15 protein-coding genes are annotated in these 16,150 nt (G+C 74.8%); 8 read left to right on the forward strand and 7 right to left on the reverse strand.

Translation table 11 applies throughout. The features are described 5' to 3' along the window. The first annotated feature begins 100 nt into the window (after positions 1–100). The 4 genes from ATJ88_RS12140 to ATJ88_RS12155 all read left to right on the forward strand — a co-directional run bounded on the left by ATJ88_RS12140 (position 101) and on the right by ATJ88_RS12155 (position 4,955). On the forward strand, positions 101–1,501 hold the full coding sequence (locus tag ATJ88_RS12140; protein ID WP_342744849.1) for an MFS transporter: 1,401 nt from the start codon (positions 101–103) through the stop codon (positions 1,499–1,501). Continuing rightward, on the forward strand, positions 1,498–3,060 hold the full coding sequence (locus tag ATJ88_RS12145) for a pyridoxal phosphate-dependent decarboxylase family protein (RefSeq protein WP_098464044.1): 1,563 nt from the start codon (positions 1,498–1,500) through the stop codon (positions 3,058–3,060). Before ATJ88_RS12140 ends, ATJ88_RS12145 begins: the two co-directional genes overlap by 4 nt. A gap of 72 nt (positions 3,061–3,132) precedes the next feature. After that, complete coding sequence (locus tag ATJ88_RS12150; protein ID WP_098464045.1) at positions 3,133–4,323, forward strand: trans-sulfuration enzyme family protein; 1,191 nt, start codon at positions 3,133–3,135, stop codon at positions 4,321–4,323. Between the two features lie 44 nt (positions 4,324–4,367). Beyond that, the gene (locus ATJ88_RS12155; protein WP_098464046.1) at positions 4,368–4,955 is read left to right on the forward strand and encodes an AMIN-like domain-containing (lipo)protein; all 588 of its coding nucleotides are present in this window, start codon (positions 4,368–4,370) and stop codon (positions 4,953–4,955) included. 63 nt (positions 4,956–5,018) lie between these two features. Here ATJ88_RS12155 and ATJ88_RS12160 read toward each other — a convergent pair whose 3' ends face one another. The 4 genes from ATJ88_RS12160 to ATJ88_RS12175 all read right to left on the reverse strand — a co-directional run bounded on the left by ATJ88_RS12160 (position 5,019) and on the right by ATJ88_RS12175 (position 10,137). Then, entirely contained in the window at positions 5,019–6,029 is a 1,011-nt protein-coding gene (locus tag ATJ88_RS12160; RefSeq protein WP_098464047.1) for an NAD(P)H-dependent glycerol-3-phosphate dehydrogenase, read from the reverse strand. Beyond that, entirely contained in the window at positions 6,026–6,781 is a 756-nt protein-coding gene (locus ATJ88_RS12165; protein WP_098464048.1) for a lysophospholipid acyltransferase family protein, read from the reverse strand. The genes ATJ88_RS12160 and ATJ88_RS12165 overlap by 4 nt, the downstream gene beginning before the upstream one ends. Positions 6,782–6,845: 64 nt before the next feature. Continuing rightward, the gene (gene murA / locus ATJ88_RS12170; RefSeq protein WP_098464049.1) at positions 6,846–8,162 is read right to left on the reverse strand and encodes a UDP-N-acetylglucosamine 1-carboxyvinyltransferase; all 1,317 of its coding nucleotides are present in this window, start codon (positions 8,160–8,162) and stop codon (positions 6,846–6,848) included. Positions 8,163–8,448: 286 nt separating this feature from the next. Beyond that, entirely contained in the window at positions 8,449–10,137 is a 1,689-nt protein-coding gene (locus ATJ88_RS12175) for a DHA2 family efflux MFS transporter permease subunit (RefSeq protein WP_098464050.1), read from the reverse strand. Between the two features lie 110 nt (positions 10,138–10,247). Here ATJ88_RS12175 and ATJ88_RS12180 point away from each other — a divergent pair, with 110 nt between their 5' ends. The 4 genes from ATJ88_RS12180 to ATJ88_RS12195 all read left to right on the forward strand — a co-directional run bounded on the left by ATJ88_RS12180 (position 10,248) and on the right by ATJ88_RS12195 (position 13,009). Further along, a complete protein-coding gene (locus ATJ88_RS12180; protein WP_098464051.1) occupies positions 10,248–11,444 on the forward strand; it encodes an NAD(P)/FAD-dependent oxidoreductase in 1,197 nt (398 codons plus the stop codon). 121 nt (positions 11,445–11,565) lie between these two features. Further along, positions 11,566–12,000, forward strand: a complete 435-nt coding sequence (locus tag ATJ88_RS12185) for a hypothetical protein (protein ID WP_098464052.1) — start codon at positions 11,566–11,568, stop codon at positions 11,998–12,000. Positions 12,001–12,005: 5 nt separating this feature from the next. After that, a complete protein-coding gene (locus ATJ88_RS12190; protein WP_098464053.1) occupies positions 12,006–12,731 on the forward strand; it encodes a DUF4389 domain-containing protein in 726 nt (241 codons plus the stop codon). Next, positions 12,728–13,009: a DUF1876 domain-containing protein gene (locus tag ATJ88_RS12195; RefSeq protein ID WP_098464054.1), complete on the forward strand. Its 282-nt coding sequence runs from the start codon at positions 12,728–12,730 to the stop codon at positions 13,007–13,009. Before ATJ88_RS12190 ends, ATJ88_RS12195 begins: the two co-directional genes overlap by 4 nt. 16 nt (positions 13,010–13,025) lie before the next feature. On the opposite strand, the gene ATJ88_RS12200 is transcribed toward ATJ88_RS12195, so the two are convergent. From ATJ88_RS12200 to ATJ88_RS12210, 3 genes are all read right to left on the reverse strand, one after another. Next, positions 13,026–14,015: a zinc-binding alcohol dehydrogenase family protein gene (locus ATJ88_RS12200; protein WP_098464055.1), complete on the reverse strand. Its 990-nt coding sequence runs from the start codon at positions 14,013–14,015 to the stop codon at positions 13,026–13,028. 52 nt (positions 14,016–14,067) lie between these two features. Further along, complete coding sequence (locus ATJ88_RS12205) at positions 14,068–15,240, reverse strand: MarP family serine protease (protein ID WP_098464056.1); 1,173 nt, start codon at positions 15,238–15,240, stop codon at positions 14,068–14,070. A gap of 94 nt (positions 15,241–15,334) precedes the next feature. After that, positions 15,335–16,144, reverse strand: coding sequence for an SCO1664 family protein (locus tag ATJ88_RS12210; RefSeq protein WP_245852395.1), 810 nt, complete (start codon positions 16,142–16,144; stop codon positions 15,335–15,337). Between the last annotated feature and the right edge of the window lie 6 nt (positions 16,145–16,150).

Consider the following 16,150-nt stretch of genomic DNA (forward strand, 5'->3'; position numbering starts at 1 on the left):
TCGAGCGTCTCTGAAAGTCCGCCATCGGGCCGTCTTCCCGGACTTTCAGAGACGCTCGACGCGTACGGCAGGGCCGACGGCGTCGCCTAGGATGCGCGCCATGACTCTCGACCGGGGCACCGTCGCCCGCTACGCGACCGGGTCGGTCGGCACCGGCGGCTTCAGCACGCTGCCCGGCCTCGTGCTCGTCTACTACCTGACGGACACGCTCGGCGTCGCGGCCCTGGCGGCGGGCCTCATCGTCACGCTGGCCAAGGTGTGGGACGTCGTCATCGACCCCGTCATCGGCACGGCCAGCGACGCCGACAAGGCCCGGCACGGGACGCGGCGACGGCTGATGGTGGTGGGTGCCGTCGCGCTCCCCGTGTTCTTCCTGCTGACGTTCGCGGTGCCCGCGTCGTGGGGGCCGGGCGCGGGCGCGACCTGGGTGCTGGTCGCCTTCCTCGCGGCCGCCACCGCGTTCAGCCTGTTCCAGGTCCCCTACATCGCGCTGCCCGCGGAGCTCACCGACGACTACGCGGAGCGCACCCGGCTCCTCACCGCACGGGTCGTGGTGCTCACCGTCGCCATCCTCGCGTTCGGCGGCGGCGCGCCCGCCCTGCGCACCGCCGTGCCGGACCCGCACGCCGGCTACCTGCTCATGGCCGCGGTCGCGGGCCTGGTGCTCGGGGTGTCGCTGTACGTGTCCGCGGGCGTCGAGCGGGGCCGTCGTGCCCCGTCGACTCCGGCCGTCGCGGCCCGCCCGCGCCCGGCCGCCCCCGCCGCGCCGTGGTACCGGCGGTCGGGCGCCGCGTACCGCGACGGCATCGAGGCGCTGCGCGCCAGCCGCCCGTTCCGCCTGCTGCTGGTCACGTTCGTGCTCCAGGCGCTGGCCACCGGCACGATGCTCGCGGGCGCCCAGTACGTCGCCCGGTGGGTGCTGCACGACGAGGCCGCGGTGACCTTCCTCTTCGCGGCCCTCGTGGCCCCCGCCGTCGTCTTCGCCCCCGTGTGGGGCGCGGTCGCGCGGCGCGTCGGCAAGGAGCGCGCGTTCCTGGCGGCCTCGGTCGTGTTCACCGTGGCCGCGGCGTCCCAGGTCGGCCTCGCGTGGGCCCCGGGAGCCTGGGTGTACGCCGTCGTCGCGGTGGCCGGGGCCGCCTACGCGGGCCTCCAGTCCCTGCCGATGGCGATGCTGCCCGACGTCGTGTCCCACGACGCCGCCACCCGCGGCCCCGGACGCGCCGGCGCCTTCTCCGGCCTCTGGACGGCCGGGGAGACGACCGGCTTCGCGCTCGGCACCACGGTGATGTCCGTGACGCTCGCCGCGACCGGCTACCTGTCCTCCCGCGCCGGCCAGGACACGGCGCAGCCCGACTCCGCGGTGCTCGGTATCGTGCTCGCGTTCTCCGTGCTGCCCGCCGTCCTGGTCGCGCTCAGCCTGGTGACCCTGCGCCGCTACCCGCTGCGCCGGGCCGACATCGACGCCGCGCGACCCGCGGCCCTCCCCGAGGAGACCGCATGATGTTCGCCACCGCCCCCGCCGACGTCCTGGCCCGGCTCGACGCCCTGCGCGCCGGCGACGCCCCCACCCACGGCGGGCACGTCCTGAGCTACGTCTACGACTCGGGCGAGGCCGAGCTCGACGAGCTGGCCGCCGCGGCGGTCCGCGCCATGCAGCCCGTCAACGGGCTGGACCCGACGACGTTCGGGTCGGTCGCGGCGCTGGAGCGGGACCTCGTGGCGTTGACCCGCGACCTGCTCGGCGGCGACGAGGACGTCGTGGGCACCGTGACGTCGGGCGGCACCGAGAGCTGCCTGCTCGCCGTCAAGACCGCCCGCGACGCCTGGCTCGCCGCCCGCGGCCTGGAGCCCGGCACGGCGCGGCCCCGGCTGGTCGCGCCCGTCACCGTGCACGCCGCGTTCCAGAAGGCCGCGCACTACTTCGGCCTCGCCCTCGACCTGCTGCCCGTCGGCCCCGACGGCGCCGTGGCCGCCGCGACGGTGGTCGACCGGCTCGGCGACGACGTCGCGCTGGTCGTGGTGTCCGCGCCCTCGTACCCGCACGCCGCCCTGGACCCCGTCGCCGAGGTCGCCGCCGCCGCGCACGCCGCCGGGATCCCGGTGCACGTCGACGCCTGCATCGGCGGGATGGCGCTGCCGTTCTGGCCGGGCCTGCCCGACTGGGACCTGCGCGTGCCCGGCGTGACCAGCCTGTCGGTGGACCTGCACAAGTACGGGTACGCCCCCAAGGGCGTCTCCGTGCTGCTGCACCGCGGCCGCGACCGGCAGCGCGGCCAGTACTTCGCGACGACCCGCTGGCCGGGCTACCCGGTGGTGAACCCCACCCTGCTGGGCTCCCGCTCCGGCGGGCCCCTGGCCGCGGCGTGGGCGATCACGCAGGCGCTGGGCCGCGACGGGTTCGCCGAGCTCGCCGGGCGGTCGTACCGCGCGACGACGGCGCTCGTCGAGGCCGTCGGGGCGATCGAGGGGCTGCGCGTCGTGGGCGACCCGACCGGTCCGCTGCTCGCCGTCGCCACCGACGACGGCGTCGCCCCCGAGCGGCGCGTGGACCCGCACCTGTGGGCCGACGCGGCGACCGCGCACGGCTGGGTGATCCAGGCGCAGCCGTCGTGCCCGCAGCCCGACGGCACCGTGCTCCCCCACACGACCCACCTCACCGTGACGCCGGTGACCGAGCGCGTGCTCGGCGACCTCGTGCCCGCCCTCGTCGCGGCGGCCGACACCGTGCGCGGGCAGGCCCGCCCGGAGGCCACGGCCCTGGTCGCCCCCCTCGCCGCCGCGCTGGCGACGGGTGCGCCGGTGGGCGCTGCACAGGACACGCCCGACGACGGACCCCAGGGCGCACCGCGGACCGCGGCCCCCGGGACGCTGGACTCGGCCACCGCGGGCGCCCTGCTCGGCGGCCTGGGACTCGACCCGTCGCGGATCGGCGACGACGGCCCGGGCGTCGGTCCGATGGCACCGCTGCTCGCCGCCGTCGAGGCGCTGCCCGCGCCGGTGGCGGAGCGGCTGCTGGTGGAGCTCCTGGCCCGCCTGGTCGAGCCGCGCACCGCGAGGTAGGACCGCAGCGCGGGCGGCGGACGTGCGGTCGCCAGCCCGGGGCAACGGTCGCGCGGACGTAGGCTGACGCCCATGTCGCAGCAGCACCCCCGGCCGGAATCGCCCCACCCGTCAGCACCGGTCGCCCCCGGCACCCTCGCCGTGACTGCCGGACGCCCCCCGCGCGTCCAGGGCGGTCCCGTCAACCCGCCGGTGGTGCTCAGCTCCACCTACGTCTCCGCCGGTGATCCGACCGGCGCCCGCCTGTACGCCCGCATGGGCACCGAGACGTGGGAGCCGTTCGAGGAGGCCGTCGCGGCGCTCGAGGGTGCGCGGCACGGCATCGTCCTCGGCTCCGGCATGGCGGCGATCGCCGCGGCGCTCGGCGACCTCTCGGCCGACGACGTCGTCGTCGTGCCGCGGCACTCCTACCAGGCGACGCTCGGGTTCCTCGACGACCGGGCCGCCCGCCGCGGCGTCGAGGTGCGCCGGGTCGACATCGCCGACACCGACGCCGTCGTGACCGCTCTGGACGGCGCCACCGTGCTGCTCGCCGAGTCGCCCACCAACCCCATGCTGGAGGTCGCCGACCTGCCCCGGCTCCTCGCCGCGGCCCGCGAGCGCGGGGTGCGGACGGTCGTCGACAACACGTTCGCCACCCCCCTCGGCCAGCGGCCGCTCGCGCTCGGCGCGGACGTCGTCGTGCACTCGGCCACCAAGTACCTGGCGGGGCACTCCGACGTCGTGCTCGGCGTCGTCGTCACCGACGACGACGAGGCCGCCGCGGACATCCGCGCCTACCGGACCATGCACGGCGCCATCGCCGGGCCGATGGAGGTCTACCTGGCGCTGCGCGGGCTGCGGACCCTGCACCTGCGCGTCGAGCGGGCGAACGCGAACGCCGCCGAGCTCGCGACGCGCCTCGCCGGGCACCCCGCCGTCGTCGAGGTGCGCCACCCGTCCCTGCCGACCGACCCGGGGCACGAGCGTGCCGCCGCCCAGATGACCGGGTTCGGCGGGATCATCGGGCTGCGGCCCGCGGGTGGGGCGGCCGGCGCCGACGCGCTCGTGGACGCGCTGCGCCTGTGGGTGCCCGCGACGTCGCTCGGCGGCGTGGAGTCCACGCTGGAGCGTCGTCGCCGGTTCGCCACCGAGTCCGTCACCGTGCCCGAGGACCTGCTGCGGATGTCCGTCGGCATCGAGGACGTCGAAGACCTCTGGGCCGACCTCGCGCAGGCGCTCGACACCCTCGTCCGACGGGCCGGACGGCACCCGCGACCCTAGGCTCGTCGGACGGCCCGGCTCGGGTCGTCCGACGAGGAGGCCGCATGAGGACGACGACCGCCCGCACCACGACGCTCGCCGCCGCCGCGGTGCTGCTGCTCGCCGCCTGCGGCGGCACCGACCTGCCGGGCTACGGCTCCGGGGTCGACCCGACGGGCCCGGCGGCGTCGGCGAGCAGCAGGGGCCCGGCGCAGGACGGGTTCACCGACCCGGCGGAGGTGGCCGAGGCCGAGCCCGGCGGCGCGATGCTCCTCACCGTGACGGACGTGCGGGTCGAGGAGCACGACGGGTTCGACCGGGTCGTGCTGCTGCTCGACGGCGACGGCTCCCCCAGCTGGCGGGTCGGCCACGTCGACGCGGCGCTCGACCCCGGCACCGGGGAGCCCGTGGCCGTGGACGGCGACGCCGTCCTGGAGGTCGCGCTGACCGGCACCGCGATGCCGATGGACTCCGGCGTCACCGAGTACGGCGGGGACCCGGTCGACGGCCCGGGGGGCGCCGTCGAGCAGGTCGTCTACGGGTTCGTCTACGAGGGCACGACGTCGGTGTTCGTGGGCGTCACCGACGAGCGCCCGTTCCGGGTCGAGGTCCAGGAGGACCCGCCGGCGGTCACCGTGGACGTGCAGCACTGAGCGCGGCCGGTGCGGGGCCGTGGACGACCACGCGCCCCGCGACCAGCGGCAGGGCGCCGGGCGTCAGGAGACGACGCCCTCGGCCTTCTGCGGGCGCGACAGCAGGGCGCGGGCCATCTCCTCGACCGACAGCCCCTCGTGCAGGACGGCGACGACGCCGGCGGTGATGGGCATGTCGACACCGTGCTTCTCCGCGAGCTCCAGCACGGACCGGGAGGACTTGACGCCCTCGGCGGTGGTGCCGGTCGCGACGAGGGCCTCGTCGAGGGTCATGCCCTGGCCGATGTGCTTGCCGAGGGTGTGGTTGCGCGACAGCGGCGAGGCGCAGGTCGCCACCAGGTCGCCCATGCCGGCCAGCCCGGCGAACGTCTCGGGCTGCGCGCCGAGCGCACGGCCGAGACGGGTGATCTCCACCAGGCCGCGCGTGATGACGGTGGCGGTGGTGTTCCAGCCGAAGCCGCGGCCCTGCGCCATGCCGATGGCGAGCGCGATGACGTTCTTCACGGCGCCGCACAGCTCGACCCCGACGACGTCGGTGTTGGTGTACGGGCGGAAGTACGTGTTGGAGCAGGACTCGGCGACGAGACGGGCGTTGTCCTCGTCGGGGCACGCGACGACGGTGGCGGTGGGCTGCCGGTTCGCGATCTCCTTGGCGAGGTTCGGGCCGGAGACGACGGCGACGCGGTCGAGCGAGATGTCGAGCGCCTCGGACACGACCTGGCTCATGCGCTTGTCGGTGCTGAGCTCGACGCCCTTCATGAGGGAGACGACCACGGCGTCGGGCTCCAGGTGCGCGCGCAGCCCCTCGAGGGTGCGGCGGGCGACCTGGGACGGAATCGCGACGACGACGACGCGGGCGCCGGCGAGCGCGGCGGCGGCGTCGGTCGTGGCGGCCATGGTGGGCAGCTCGACGTCGGGCAGGTACTTGGTGTTGCTGTGCTGCTGGGCGACCTCGCGGGCGACGGCCTCGTCACGGCCCCACAGGGTGACGTCGCACCCGGCGTCGGCCATGACCATCGCGAACGTGGTCCCCCAGGACCCGGAGCCGAGGACGGCGGCCTTGACGCCGCTCACGGGCGCTCCACCGGCGGGTAGTGCATCTTCTTCTCCTCGTGGTCGGGGTGCTTGCGCAGGTCGAAGCGCCGGGCGGGCGGCTCCTCGTCGCGCAGCACGGCGAGCTCGGCGGTGATGGCGTCCATGACGCGGTTCATCACCTCGCGCAGCGTCGCCGAGTCGATCGGGCGGTCGTACAGGTCGGACAGGTCGACGGGCCGGCCCGCGCGCACCTGGACCCGCTTGCGCGGGAAGGGCTTCAGCAGGCGGCCGTACCGCGGCAGGATGTCGGTGACGCCCCACTGGGCGACGGGCACCACGGGCAGCTTCGTGACGAGCGCGACGCGGGCGAGTCCCGTCTTCGGCTCCATCGGCCACAGGTCGGGGTCCCGGGTGAGGGTGCCCTCGGGCAGGATCGCGACGCAGGCGCCGTCGCCGAGCTCCTGGCCCGCGCGCTCCAGCGACTCGGCCGCCGCGGCGCTGCCGCGGTCCACCGGGATCATCTTGGTGGCCCGCATGATGCCGCCGAGGACGGGCGCCGTGAACAGGCTCTTCTTCGCCATGACCCGCGGCTCGTAGCCGTGGTCGTACAGGTAGTGCACGAACGTCAGCGCGTCGAGCTCGGTGGCGTGGTTGGCCGCCGCGATGAACCCTCCGGAGCGCGGGAAGTTCTCGCCGCCGCTCCACTCGTAGCGGCACATCGAGAACATGAGGGTCCGCACGGCCACGCCGATGAGGCGGTAGAGGCGGGACTCGGGTCTGGCTTTCGGCACGGGTCCAGAGCCTACCCGCCCGCCGTGCGGACGTCGGGTCCGTCGGCGGGCGGGCGGGGCGTGGTCAGTCGCGCGAGACGTCGGCGCCGAGGGCGACGAGCTTGTCCTGGAAGGACTCGTACCCGCGGTCGATGAGCGAGATCCCGCGCACCGTCGAGGTGCCCTTCGCGGCGAGGGCCGCGATGAGGTGGGAGAACCCGCCGCGCAGGTCCGGCACCTCGATGTCCGCGGCCTCGAGCGGCGTCGGGCCGGACACCACGGCGGAGTGGTGGAAGTTGCGGGCGCCGAACCGGCAGTCTCCGCCGCCGAGGCACTCCTTGTACACCTGGATGGTCGCGCCCATCTGGCGCAGCGCCTCGGTGAACCCGAACCGGTTCTCGTACACGGTCTCGTGGACGATCGACAGGCCCGTGGCCTGCGTGAGCGCCACCACGAGCGGCTGCTGCCAGTCGGTCATGAAGCCGGGGTGGACGTCCGTCTCCAGCACGATCGACTTGAGGTCGCCGCCGGGGTGCCAGAACCGGATGCCGTCCTCCTGGACGTCGAACTGGCCGCCGACCTTGCGGAACGTGTTGAGGAACGTCATCATCTCGGGCTGCGTGGCGCCCTTGATCGTGACGTCACCGCCGGTGGCGAGCGCCGCCGACGCCCACGAGGCCGCCTCGATGCGGTCCCCCAGCGCGGTGTGCGAGTAGCCGTCGAGACGGTCCACGCCCTCGATCCGGATGACCCGGTCGGTGTCGACCGAGATGATCGCGCCCATCTTCTGCAGGACGGCGATGAGGTCCATGATCTCGGGCTCGGTCGCGGCGCCGGACAGCTCGGTGATGCCCTCGGCGCGCACGGCCGTGAGCAGCAGCTGCTCGGTCGCGCCGACCGACGGGTACGGCAGGGAGATCTTGGTGCCCTGGAGGCGGCGCGGGGCGCGCAGGTGGATGCCGTTGGGGCGCTTGTCCACCACGGCGCCGAACTGGCGCAGGATCTCCAGGTGGTAGTCGATCGGCCGGTCGCCGATGCGGCAGCCGCCCAGGTCGGGGATGAACGCCTCGCCGAGCCGGTGCAGCAGCGGGCCGCAGAACAGGATCGGGATGCGGCTCGACCCGGCGTGGGCGTCGATGTCCGCGACGTGCGCGGACTCCACGTTCGACGGGTCGAGGTCGAGCACGCCGGCGTCGGCGTCGTACTTCACGTTGACGCCGTGCAGCTCGAGCAGACCGGACACCACGCCGACGTCGCGGATCTGCGGCACGTTGCGCAGCACGCTGGGCGACTCGCCCAGCAAGGAGGCCACCATCGCCTTCGACACGAAGTTCTTCGCGCCACGCACGGAGATGGTGCCCTGCAGCGGCGTGCCGCCGTTCACGTACAGCAGATCAGTCATGGCCTCGTCGTTCGTCCTGTCGTCACTCGGGTGTCGCAGCGGGTCGGCGCTGCGGCCGGGGGCGGGGCGCGGGGGGCCCTCGTCGCGCAGGGTCGCGCGCCGCGATCGATCCTGCACCTGCGGTGCCGGTGGTGCCAACATCCGGCACCCCCGCGGTATTCACGTTCACCACACCTTCACCCCGCGAGCGCGGACTCGCGCGACGCCGCGCCGCACCTCGCCAGGTCGTGACCGGGCCTCGACCGTCCCATGGCGTGCGCATGGCGGCGCCGCGCCGACGGCGCCGTCAGCGCCCCGGACCGGGGTCCGCCGCGACCGCGGGCTCGGGGTCGGCGGGCCCGCCCGCCGCGTCGGCCGGCGGGCGTCCGGAGGACATGAGGGCGGCGCAGACGACGCCCACGACGAGCACCACCACGACCATGACCAGGGACTGCGCGGCGGCGTCCGCGAACCCGCGGCCGACGGCCTCCTGCGCGGCGGCGGCGACCTGCGCGGCGACGGCGTCGGGCATGCCGTCGGGCGGCTGGAACGACCCGGCCGACGCGGAATCGGCGCTGCCCGCGGCGGCGGTGATGCCGTCGACGAACGTCTGCCGGTACTGCTCGGGCAGGCGCTGGGCGACGTCCTGCGCGGCGGCGGGGATCGTGACGCCCAGACGCGAGGACAGCAGCGCGACGACGGCGGCCGAGCCGATGACGCCGCCCACCTGGCGGGTGGTGTTGAACGCGCCAGCCCCGGCCCCGGCGGTGCGGGCGTCGAGGCCGGAGGTCGCCAGGTTGGACAGCGGGGAGAACGTGAGGCCGGTGCCGACGCCGAACAGCGCCATCGGCGCCAGGAGCTGCCAGGGCGGGCCGTCGGGGTCGAGGGTGAGGGCGAGCCACGCCACCGCGCCGCCGATCGCGGCGAACCCGGCCGCGACGACCCACTTGCCGGGCACCCGGTCGGACAGCCGGCCGGCGAACGGGGCGACGACGCCGGACACGAGCGAGCCGGGCGCCATGACGAGCGCCGCCTGGATGGGCGTCAGCCCGAGGACGGACTGCAGGAAGATCGTCAGGGGGAAGAAAATGGCGATCATCGCGAACGACACCGCCATGCCGTCGACGTTCGCGAGGCTGAAGTTGCGGTGCCGGAACAGCCGCAGCGGCAGCAGGGCCTCGTCGCCGCGGCGGTGCTGCCACCACACGAAGGCCGCGACGACGGCCAGGCCCAGCCCGACCGTGTTCCACACGGTGAACGGCCCCCACAGATGGCCCCAGTCGTAGGTGGAGCCCTCCTGGAGCCCGAACACCACCAGGCCGACGCCGAGGACGGACAGCACGACGCCGAGGACGTCGATCGTGGACTCGCGGTGCGCGAGGTGCGGCAGGCGGCCGCCGGCCAGCCAGAGGGCCACGACCCCGACGGGGATGTTGACGTAGAAGATCCACTCCCAGCCGACGGTCTCGACCAGCACCCCGCCGAGCAGCGGCCCGGCGATGGTCGCCACGCCCGCGGTGGCGCCCCACAGGCCCATCGCGGCGCCGCGCTGCTGCGGCGGGAAGACGCGCGTGATCATCGACATCGTCTGCGGGGTCATGAGGGCCGCGCCGACGCCCTGCAGGGCGCGGAACGCGATGAGCCAGCGGATCTCGGGGGTGCTCCCGAGCTCGCCGGAGAACCCGCACAGGAACGAGAAGACGGTGAAGACGACGAGCCCGGCGACGAAGATCGCCTTCTGCCCGTAGCGGTCGCCGAGCCGGCCGGACAGGAGCATGAGGGTGGCGTAGGTGAGCAGGTAGGCGCTGTTGACCCAGCCGACCTCGACCAGCGACGCGGAGAACGCCTCGGTGAGGGTGGGGATCGCGATGTTCACGATCGTGGTGTCCACCATGATCATGAAGAAGCCGAGGATCAGCGGCGGGAGCACGCTCCACGCGGACCGGCCGTGCAGGTCGACCAGCGGCGTCACGGTCCGCCCGGAGTCTGAGGTCATGGGAGACATGATGCTCCCCGCAACCGTCCGGCTCCACCGCTCCGCAGGGCGCGCACGCGACCCCGGTGATACCCTCGGGGGTATGAGGGGATGAGGCAGAGGAGCCCATCATGACCGCACGTGTCCTGGTCCTCGGCGGCAGCTTCGCCGGGATGACCGCCGCCCTGTCCACCGCGTCCCGGCTCGGCCGCGACGTCGACGTCACCGTCGTGGCGGCGTCCGACCGGTTCGTCTTCAACCCGTCCCTCATTTGGCTGCCGTTCGGCCGCCGGGGACGCACCGACATCTCCTTCCCCGTCGAGCCGACCTTCGCGCGCCACGGCGTGACGTTCGTCCACGGCGCCGCCACGCGCGTCGACCCCGACGCCCACCGCGTGGAGACGACCGCCGGGACGTTCGACTACGACTACCTCGTCATCGCCACCGGCTACCGGAACGACCTCGACGTCGTCCCCGGCATGCGCGAGACCCCCACCATCACCACCCTGCAGGGCGCCGAGCAGACCTACGACGCGTGGCGCCGGTTCCTCGACGACCCCGGCGACGTCGTCATCGGCGCCACCCAGCGCGCCAGCTGCTTCGGCGCCGCCTACGAGTTCCTCTTCAACACGTCCTACCAGCTGCGCCGCGCCGGCCTGCACGGCGACGTCAAGCTGCACTACGTCACCTCCGAGCCGTACGCCGGCCACTTCGGCATCGACGGCATGCCGGGCGCCCGCACCCTCATGAAGATGTTCGCGAGGAAGGAGGGCATCGACGTCGAGACCAACCAGTCCATGACGCGGATCCGGCCCGACGCCGTCGAGCTCGCCGACGGCCGCGAGGTGCCCTACAAGTTCGCCATGATCGTGCCGCCGTTCCGCGGGCAGGACTTCCTCGCCGAGACGCCCGGGCTCGTCGACGCCGGCAACTACGTCCCCGTGCGACCCACGTACCAGTCGGAGCGCTGGGACGACGTCTACGCCGTCGGGATCGCCGCCGCCGTCCCCGTGCCGTGGACCACGCAGGTCGCCACCGGCATCCCCAAGACCGGGTTCCCCAGCGAGCAGCAGGCCCACATCGCCGCGAAGAACATCGTCTCCCAGGTGCGCGGCGAGGAACCCGTCGAGGCCAAGGAGTTCGCGAAGATCCCCGCGCTGTGCGTCATGGACGCCGGGAACAACGGCGTCGCGATGGTCGCCGACCACATGCTGCCGCCCCGCAAGGCCGCCGTCATGGTGCCCGGCCCCCAGAACCACGCCTTCAAGGTCGGGTTCGAGAAGTACTCGCTGGCCAAGATGAAGGCCGGGCGGGTCCGGCTGCCCTGACTCCCCCGCACGGCGGCCAAGGTCCCGGCCGGTCCGGGACCAACGGCCCTGCCGGGCGCCGACCGCGCGCGGGACGATCGGACGAGCACCACCCGCACCGTCGCCGCGCAAGGAGGCCGTCATGGACGCGTCCGCCACCACCGCCGCACGACCCGGCGTCGGGGCCCGGCGCGCCGGCTACGTCGTCGCCGCGGGCGTGCAGGTCCTCGTCCTGGTGGTCCTGCACGTCTGGCCCGGCTGGCAGGCCGCGCCGTTCCTCACGGAGGCGACCGTCGAGGTCCTGCCCGCCGTGAACGCCTCGATCGTCGCCGGCCTCGTCGCCCAGCTCGTCTACGTCGTCGCGGACCCGCCGCGGCTGCGCGCGTTCGGCGACGTCGTCGTCACCGCCGTCGGGCTCGTCGCGATCGTCACCGTCTGGGACGTCTTCCCGTTCACGTTCCCCGGCCAGACGTTCGACTGGGAGCTGCTCGTGCGCATCCTGCTGGTGCTCGCCGCCGTCGGGAGCGTGCTCGCGATCCTCGCCGGCCTCGTCCGGCTCGTCACCGGGAAGGGGTGAGCCCGATGACCTCGGACGTCCCCGTCGCCCCCGGACCTCCCGTCCTCGTGGACGCCGACCCGCCCACCGACCTGTCCCGCGGGCTGTGGCTGGTCAAGTGGCTCCTGCTGTTCCCGCACGTGGTCGTCCTCGTGTTCCTGTGGCTCGCGTTCGTCGTGCTCACGGTCGTCGCGTTCGTCGCGATCCTGTTCACCGCCCGCTACCCCGCGTGGATCTTCCGGTTCACCGCGGGCGTGCTGCGCTGGAGCTGGCGGGTGTCCTACTACGGCTACGGGGCGCTCGGCACCGACCGCTACCCGCCGTTCACGCTCGCCGACGTGCCCGACTACCCGGCCCGCCTCGAGATCACCCCGCCCGGACGCCTGTCCCGCGGGCTCGTGCTCGTCAAGTGGTGGCTGCTCGCCCTACCCCACTACGCCGTCGTCACCCTGTTCCTCGGGGCGAGCGGCAGCCGGACCCTCGAGACGGCGTCCGGGGAGACCGTCGTCGTGGACGTCCCGCCCTACCCCGGCCTCGTGGGCCTGCTCGTGCTCTTCGCGGCCGTCGTCCTGCTGTTCCGCGCCCGCTACCCGCGCGGCATGTTCGACCTCGTGATGGGCATGCAGCGCTGGGTGTGGCGCGTCACCGTGTACGCCGGGCTGATGACGGACGTCTACCCGCCGTTCCGGCTCGACCTGGGCGCCCGGGACCCCGCCCGCCCAGCCACCTCACCGCCCGGAGGCACGCCATGACCCACACCTGGAAGATCACCGTCCAGCTCTTCGACACCGACGACCTCGTGCGCGACGGCCGGCTCACCACCGCCCACGCCGTCCTGACGACGTCGGCCGGCACCACGCTGGAGGGGCACGGCGAGGCCCGCCGCAACCCCGACGACCCGTCCGTCCCCGAGATCGGCGAGGAGCTCGCCACCGCCCGCGCGCTGCGCGACCTCGCCGACCGGCTCCTCGCGGCGACGTCGGACGACATCGCGGCGTTCGAGCACCACCCGGTGCACCTGACCGCCTGACGCGTCACCCCGCGGCTCACCCCGGGGCGACGAGCACCGCCGCCCCGGGGAACCGTCCCGCGCGCAGGTCCGCGAGCGCCCGGTCGGCCGCGTCGAGCGGGTAGGGCACGGCGTGCACCCGGAGGCCGATGCGCGCGGCGAGCGCGAGGAGCTCGCGGCCGTCGGCGCGCGTGTTCGCCTCGACCGAGCGCAGGGTGCGCTCGTGGAACAGGTGCCGCTGGTAGTCCAGCGGCGGGACGTCGGACAGGTGGATACCGGCGACGGCGAGCGTGCCACCGGGGCGCAGGGCCTCCAGCGCGACGGGGACGAGGTCCCCCACGGGGGCGAAGAGGATCGCGGCGTCGAGCGGCTCGGGCGGCGCGGCGTACGCGTCGGACGCCGACGCACAGCCGAGGTCGAGGGCGAGACGTCGCGCGTCAGCGCCACGGGTGAGGACGTGCACGCGGGCGCCCGCCGCGAGCGCCACCTGCGCCGTCAGGTGCGCGGACCCGCCGAACCCGTACAGGCCCAGCACTCCCCCGGGCGGCAGCTCCGCCCGGCGCAGGGCGCGGTAGCCGATGATGCCCGCGCACAACAGCGGCGCGTGGGTGGACGGGTCCAGGGCGTCCGGCCAACGGTAGGCGTACGCCGCGGGGACCGTCACGTGCTCGGCGTACCCGCCGTCGTCGTCCCAGCCCGTGTACCGCGAGGAGCGGCACAGGTTCTCCCGGCCGGCGCGGCAGTCCGCGCACGTCCCGCAGGTGCGGCGCAGCCACGCGACCCCCGCCCGGTCGCCGAGCGCCCAGCCCTCTGCCTCGTCGCCGAGGCCCACCACCCGGCCCACCGCCTCGTGGCCCGGCACCACCGGGGTCCGGTGCGGTGGCAGGTCGCCGTCCAGGACGTGCAGGTCCGTGCGGCACACGCCGCACACCTCCACCCGCAGCAGCAGCTCGTCCGGCGCCGGGACCGGGACCGGGACGTCCACCCTGGCCAGGACGCCGGGCGCCGTCACCTGCCATGCGCGCATCACGCCACCTCCGGCTCCCAGCGTGCCGCGCGGGCGGGCGACCCGCAGGGGGTCAGGCGTCGCAGCGGCCGGAGTCGACGGCGGCGTCCAGGTCGGGGGCCTGCGCGACCACCGGCATGAGCTCGTTCGTCGTCACGCCGTAGCCGAGGTCGTCGTCGGACTGCGAGCGCCCGAACACCACCCCGACGACCTCGCCGTCCGTGGACAGCACCGGCCCGCCCGAGTTGCCGCCGCGCACCTGCGTGGCCAGCGCGTACACGTCGCGCTCCACGGTGCCGCTGCCGTCCGACGCCGCGATCTGCACCGGCCCGGCGTCCAGCACCTGCGCGGCCACCGACGTGAACGGGCCGCCGAACGGGTAGCCCTGCACCACGGCCGGGTCGCCGACGTCCAGCGTCGGCGCGACCGGCAGCGGGTCGGCGTCCAGCCCGTCGACCGCCACCACGGCGAGGTCGGCGGCCGGGTCCACGTAGACGACGCGACCCTCCAGGGCCGTGCGGCCCGGCAGCTCGACCAGCGGCCGGTCCACGCCCGCCACGACGTGCGCGTTCGTCACCACCCGGTCGTCGGCCGCCACGAAGCCCGACCCGGTCACGCCCGTCCCGCAGGCGTCCGCGCTCCCCCACACCTTCGCCACGGACTGCGCGGCGCGCGTCAGCGCCGGGTCCGCCAGGTCCACGTCCGGCGCGGTCGTCGTGCGCCGCGGGTCCAGCAGCCCGTCGAGCTGCGGCAGGCCGTCGTCCAGCACCGCCGCGCGCGCCTGCGCCAACGTGCGCTGCACCGGGTCCGGCGTCCGCTCCTCGATCGCCCGCAGCACCACCGACGACGACATCGCCCGCGCCACCCCCGGCATACCCGTCGCCTCCAGCGTCGAACCGACGAACGACACCGCGACCACCGCCACCAGCAGGCTCGCCACCCCGCCCAGCAGCCGCTCCAGCGGCCGCAACGCCGTCCGGTCCACCGGACCCCGCAGCGAGTGCCCCACGCTCGTGCCGACCGACGCCCCGACCAGCGGCACCAGCACCGCCAGCACCACCGTCAACGGGCCCCGCCACGGCGTCGTCGGCAGGACGTCGAACAGCAGGGGCAGCCCCAGGTAGACCACCACGCCGCCCACCACCAGACCGACCAGGCCGCCCACCGTCGCCAGCAGGCCGCGGGACAGGCCCGACGCCAGCGCGGCGAGGAGGATCACGACCAGCACGATGTCGACAGGGGTCACGGCGTCCTCCAGGAAGGGTCAGCGAGGACGACCGAGGATACGCGCCCCACCTGGGCAGCGACCGGCGACGGGCCCGGCGGCCGCCGTCGACGACTCAGAACAGCGGCCAGGGCACCGCCGGCATCTCGCCCTCGGGCGACGGGAACCGGGCCGTCCGGAGCAGCCGGTCGCAGCGCTCCGCCAGCGCGGCGATCTCGTCGTCGTCGAGGAGCCGGGCGAGCCGGCCGCCGAGCCCGTCGTCCCCGTGCCCCGCCAGGTCGGCGCGGACCCGCCGGACGGCGTCGAGCTCGTCCGCCCGCAGCGCCTCCCCGATCCAGCCCCACAGCACCGTGCGCAGCCGCGGCTCGGTGTGGAACGTGACGCCGTGGTCCACCCCGAGGCGGCGCCCGTCGGGCAGCGGCAGCACGTGACCGCCCTTGCGGTCGGCGTTGTTGACGATGACGTCGAAGACCGCCATGCGGCGCAGCGCCACCGAGTCCTCATGGACGAGGCAGACCGGCTCGTCGTCGGCGCCGCTGCCCTCCAGCACCGTGCGCCAGCCGTCCCGCGGGGCGCGCTGCGCGGGGACGACGTCGACGGGGTCCTGGCCGGGGTCCCGCTCCTGCCAGAGCTGGACCATGCCCGGGCCGAGCGGACCGTCGCGCAGCCACGTGCGCGGCACCACGCCCCCGCCGAGCGACTCGGAGACCCAGAACGCGGCGACCTCCCGCCGGGCGAGCGTCCCGTCGGGGAAGTCCCACAGCGGCTTCTCCCCGGCCACGGGCTTGTAGACGACGGTGGTCGCGCCGATCCGGCCGACGAACGTCGCATTGGACGCCACCTGGATGCGGCCGACCACGTCGAGGGTGCCGGCGTGGAGGATGTCGGCGTCGAGGTCGGTCACGTCGCTCGCCGGGTCGCTCACCGCGTC

The sequence above is a fragment of the Isoptericola jiangsuensis genome, from assembly GCF_002563715.1.
GTDB classification, from domain to species: domain Bacteria; phylum Actinomycetota; class Actinomycetes; order Actinomycetales; family Cellulomonadaceae; genus Isoptericola; species Isoptericola jiangsuensis.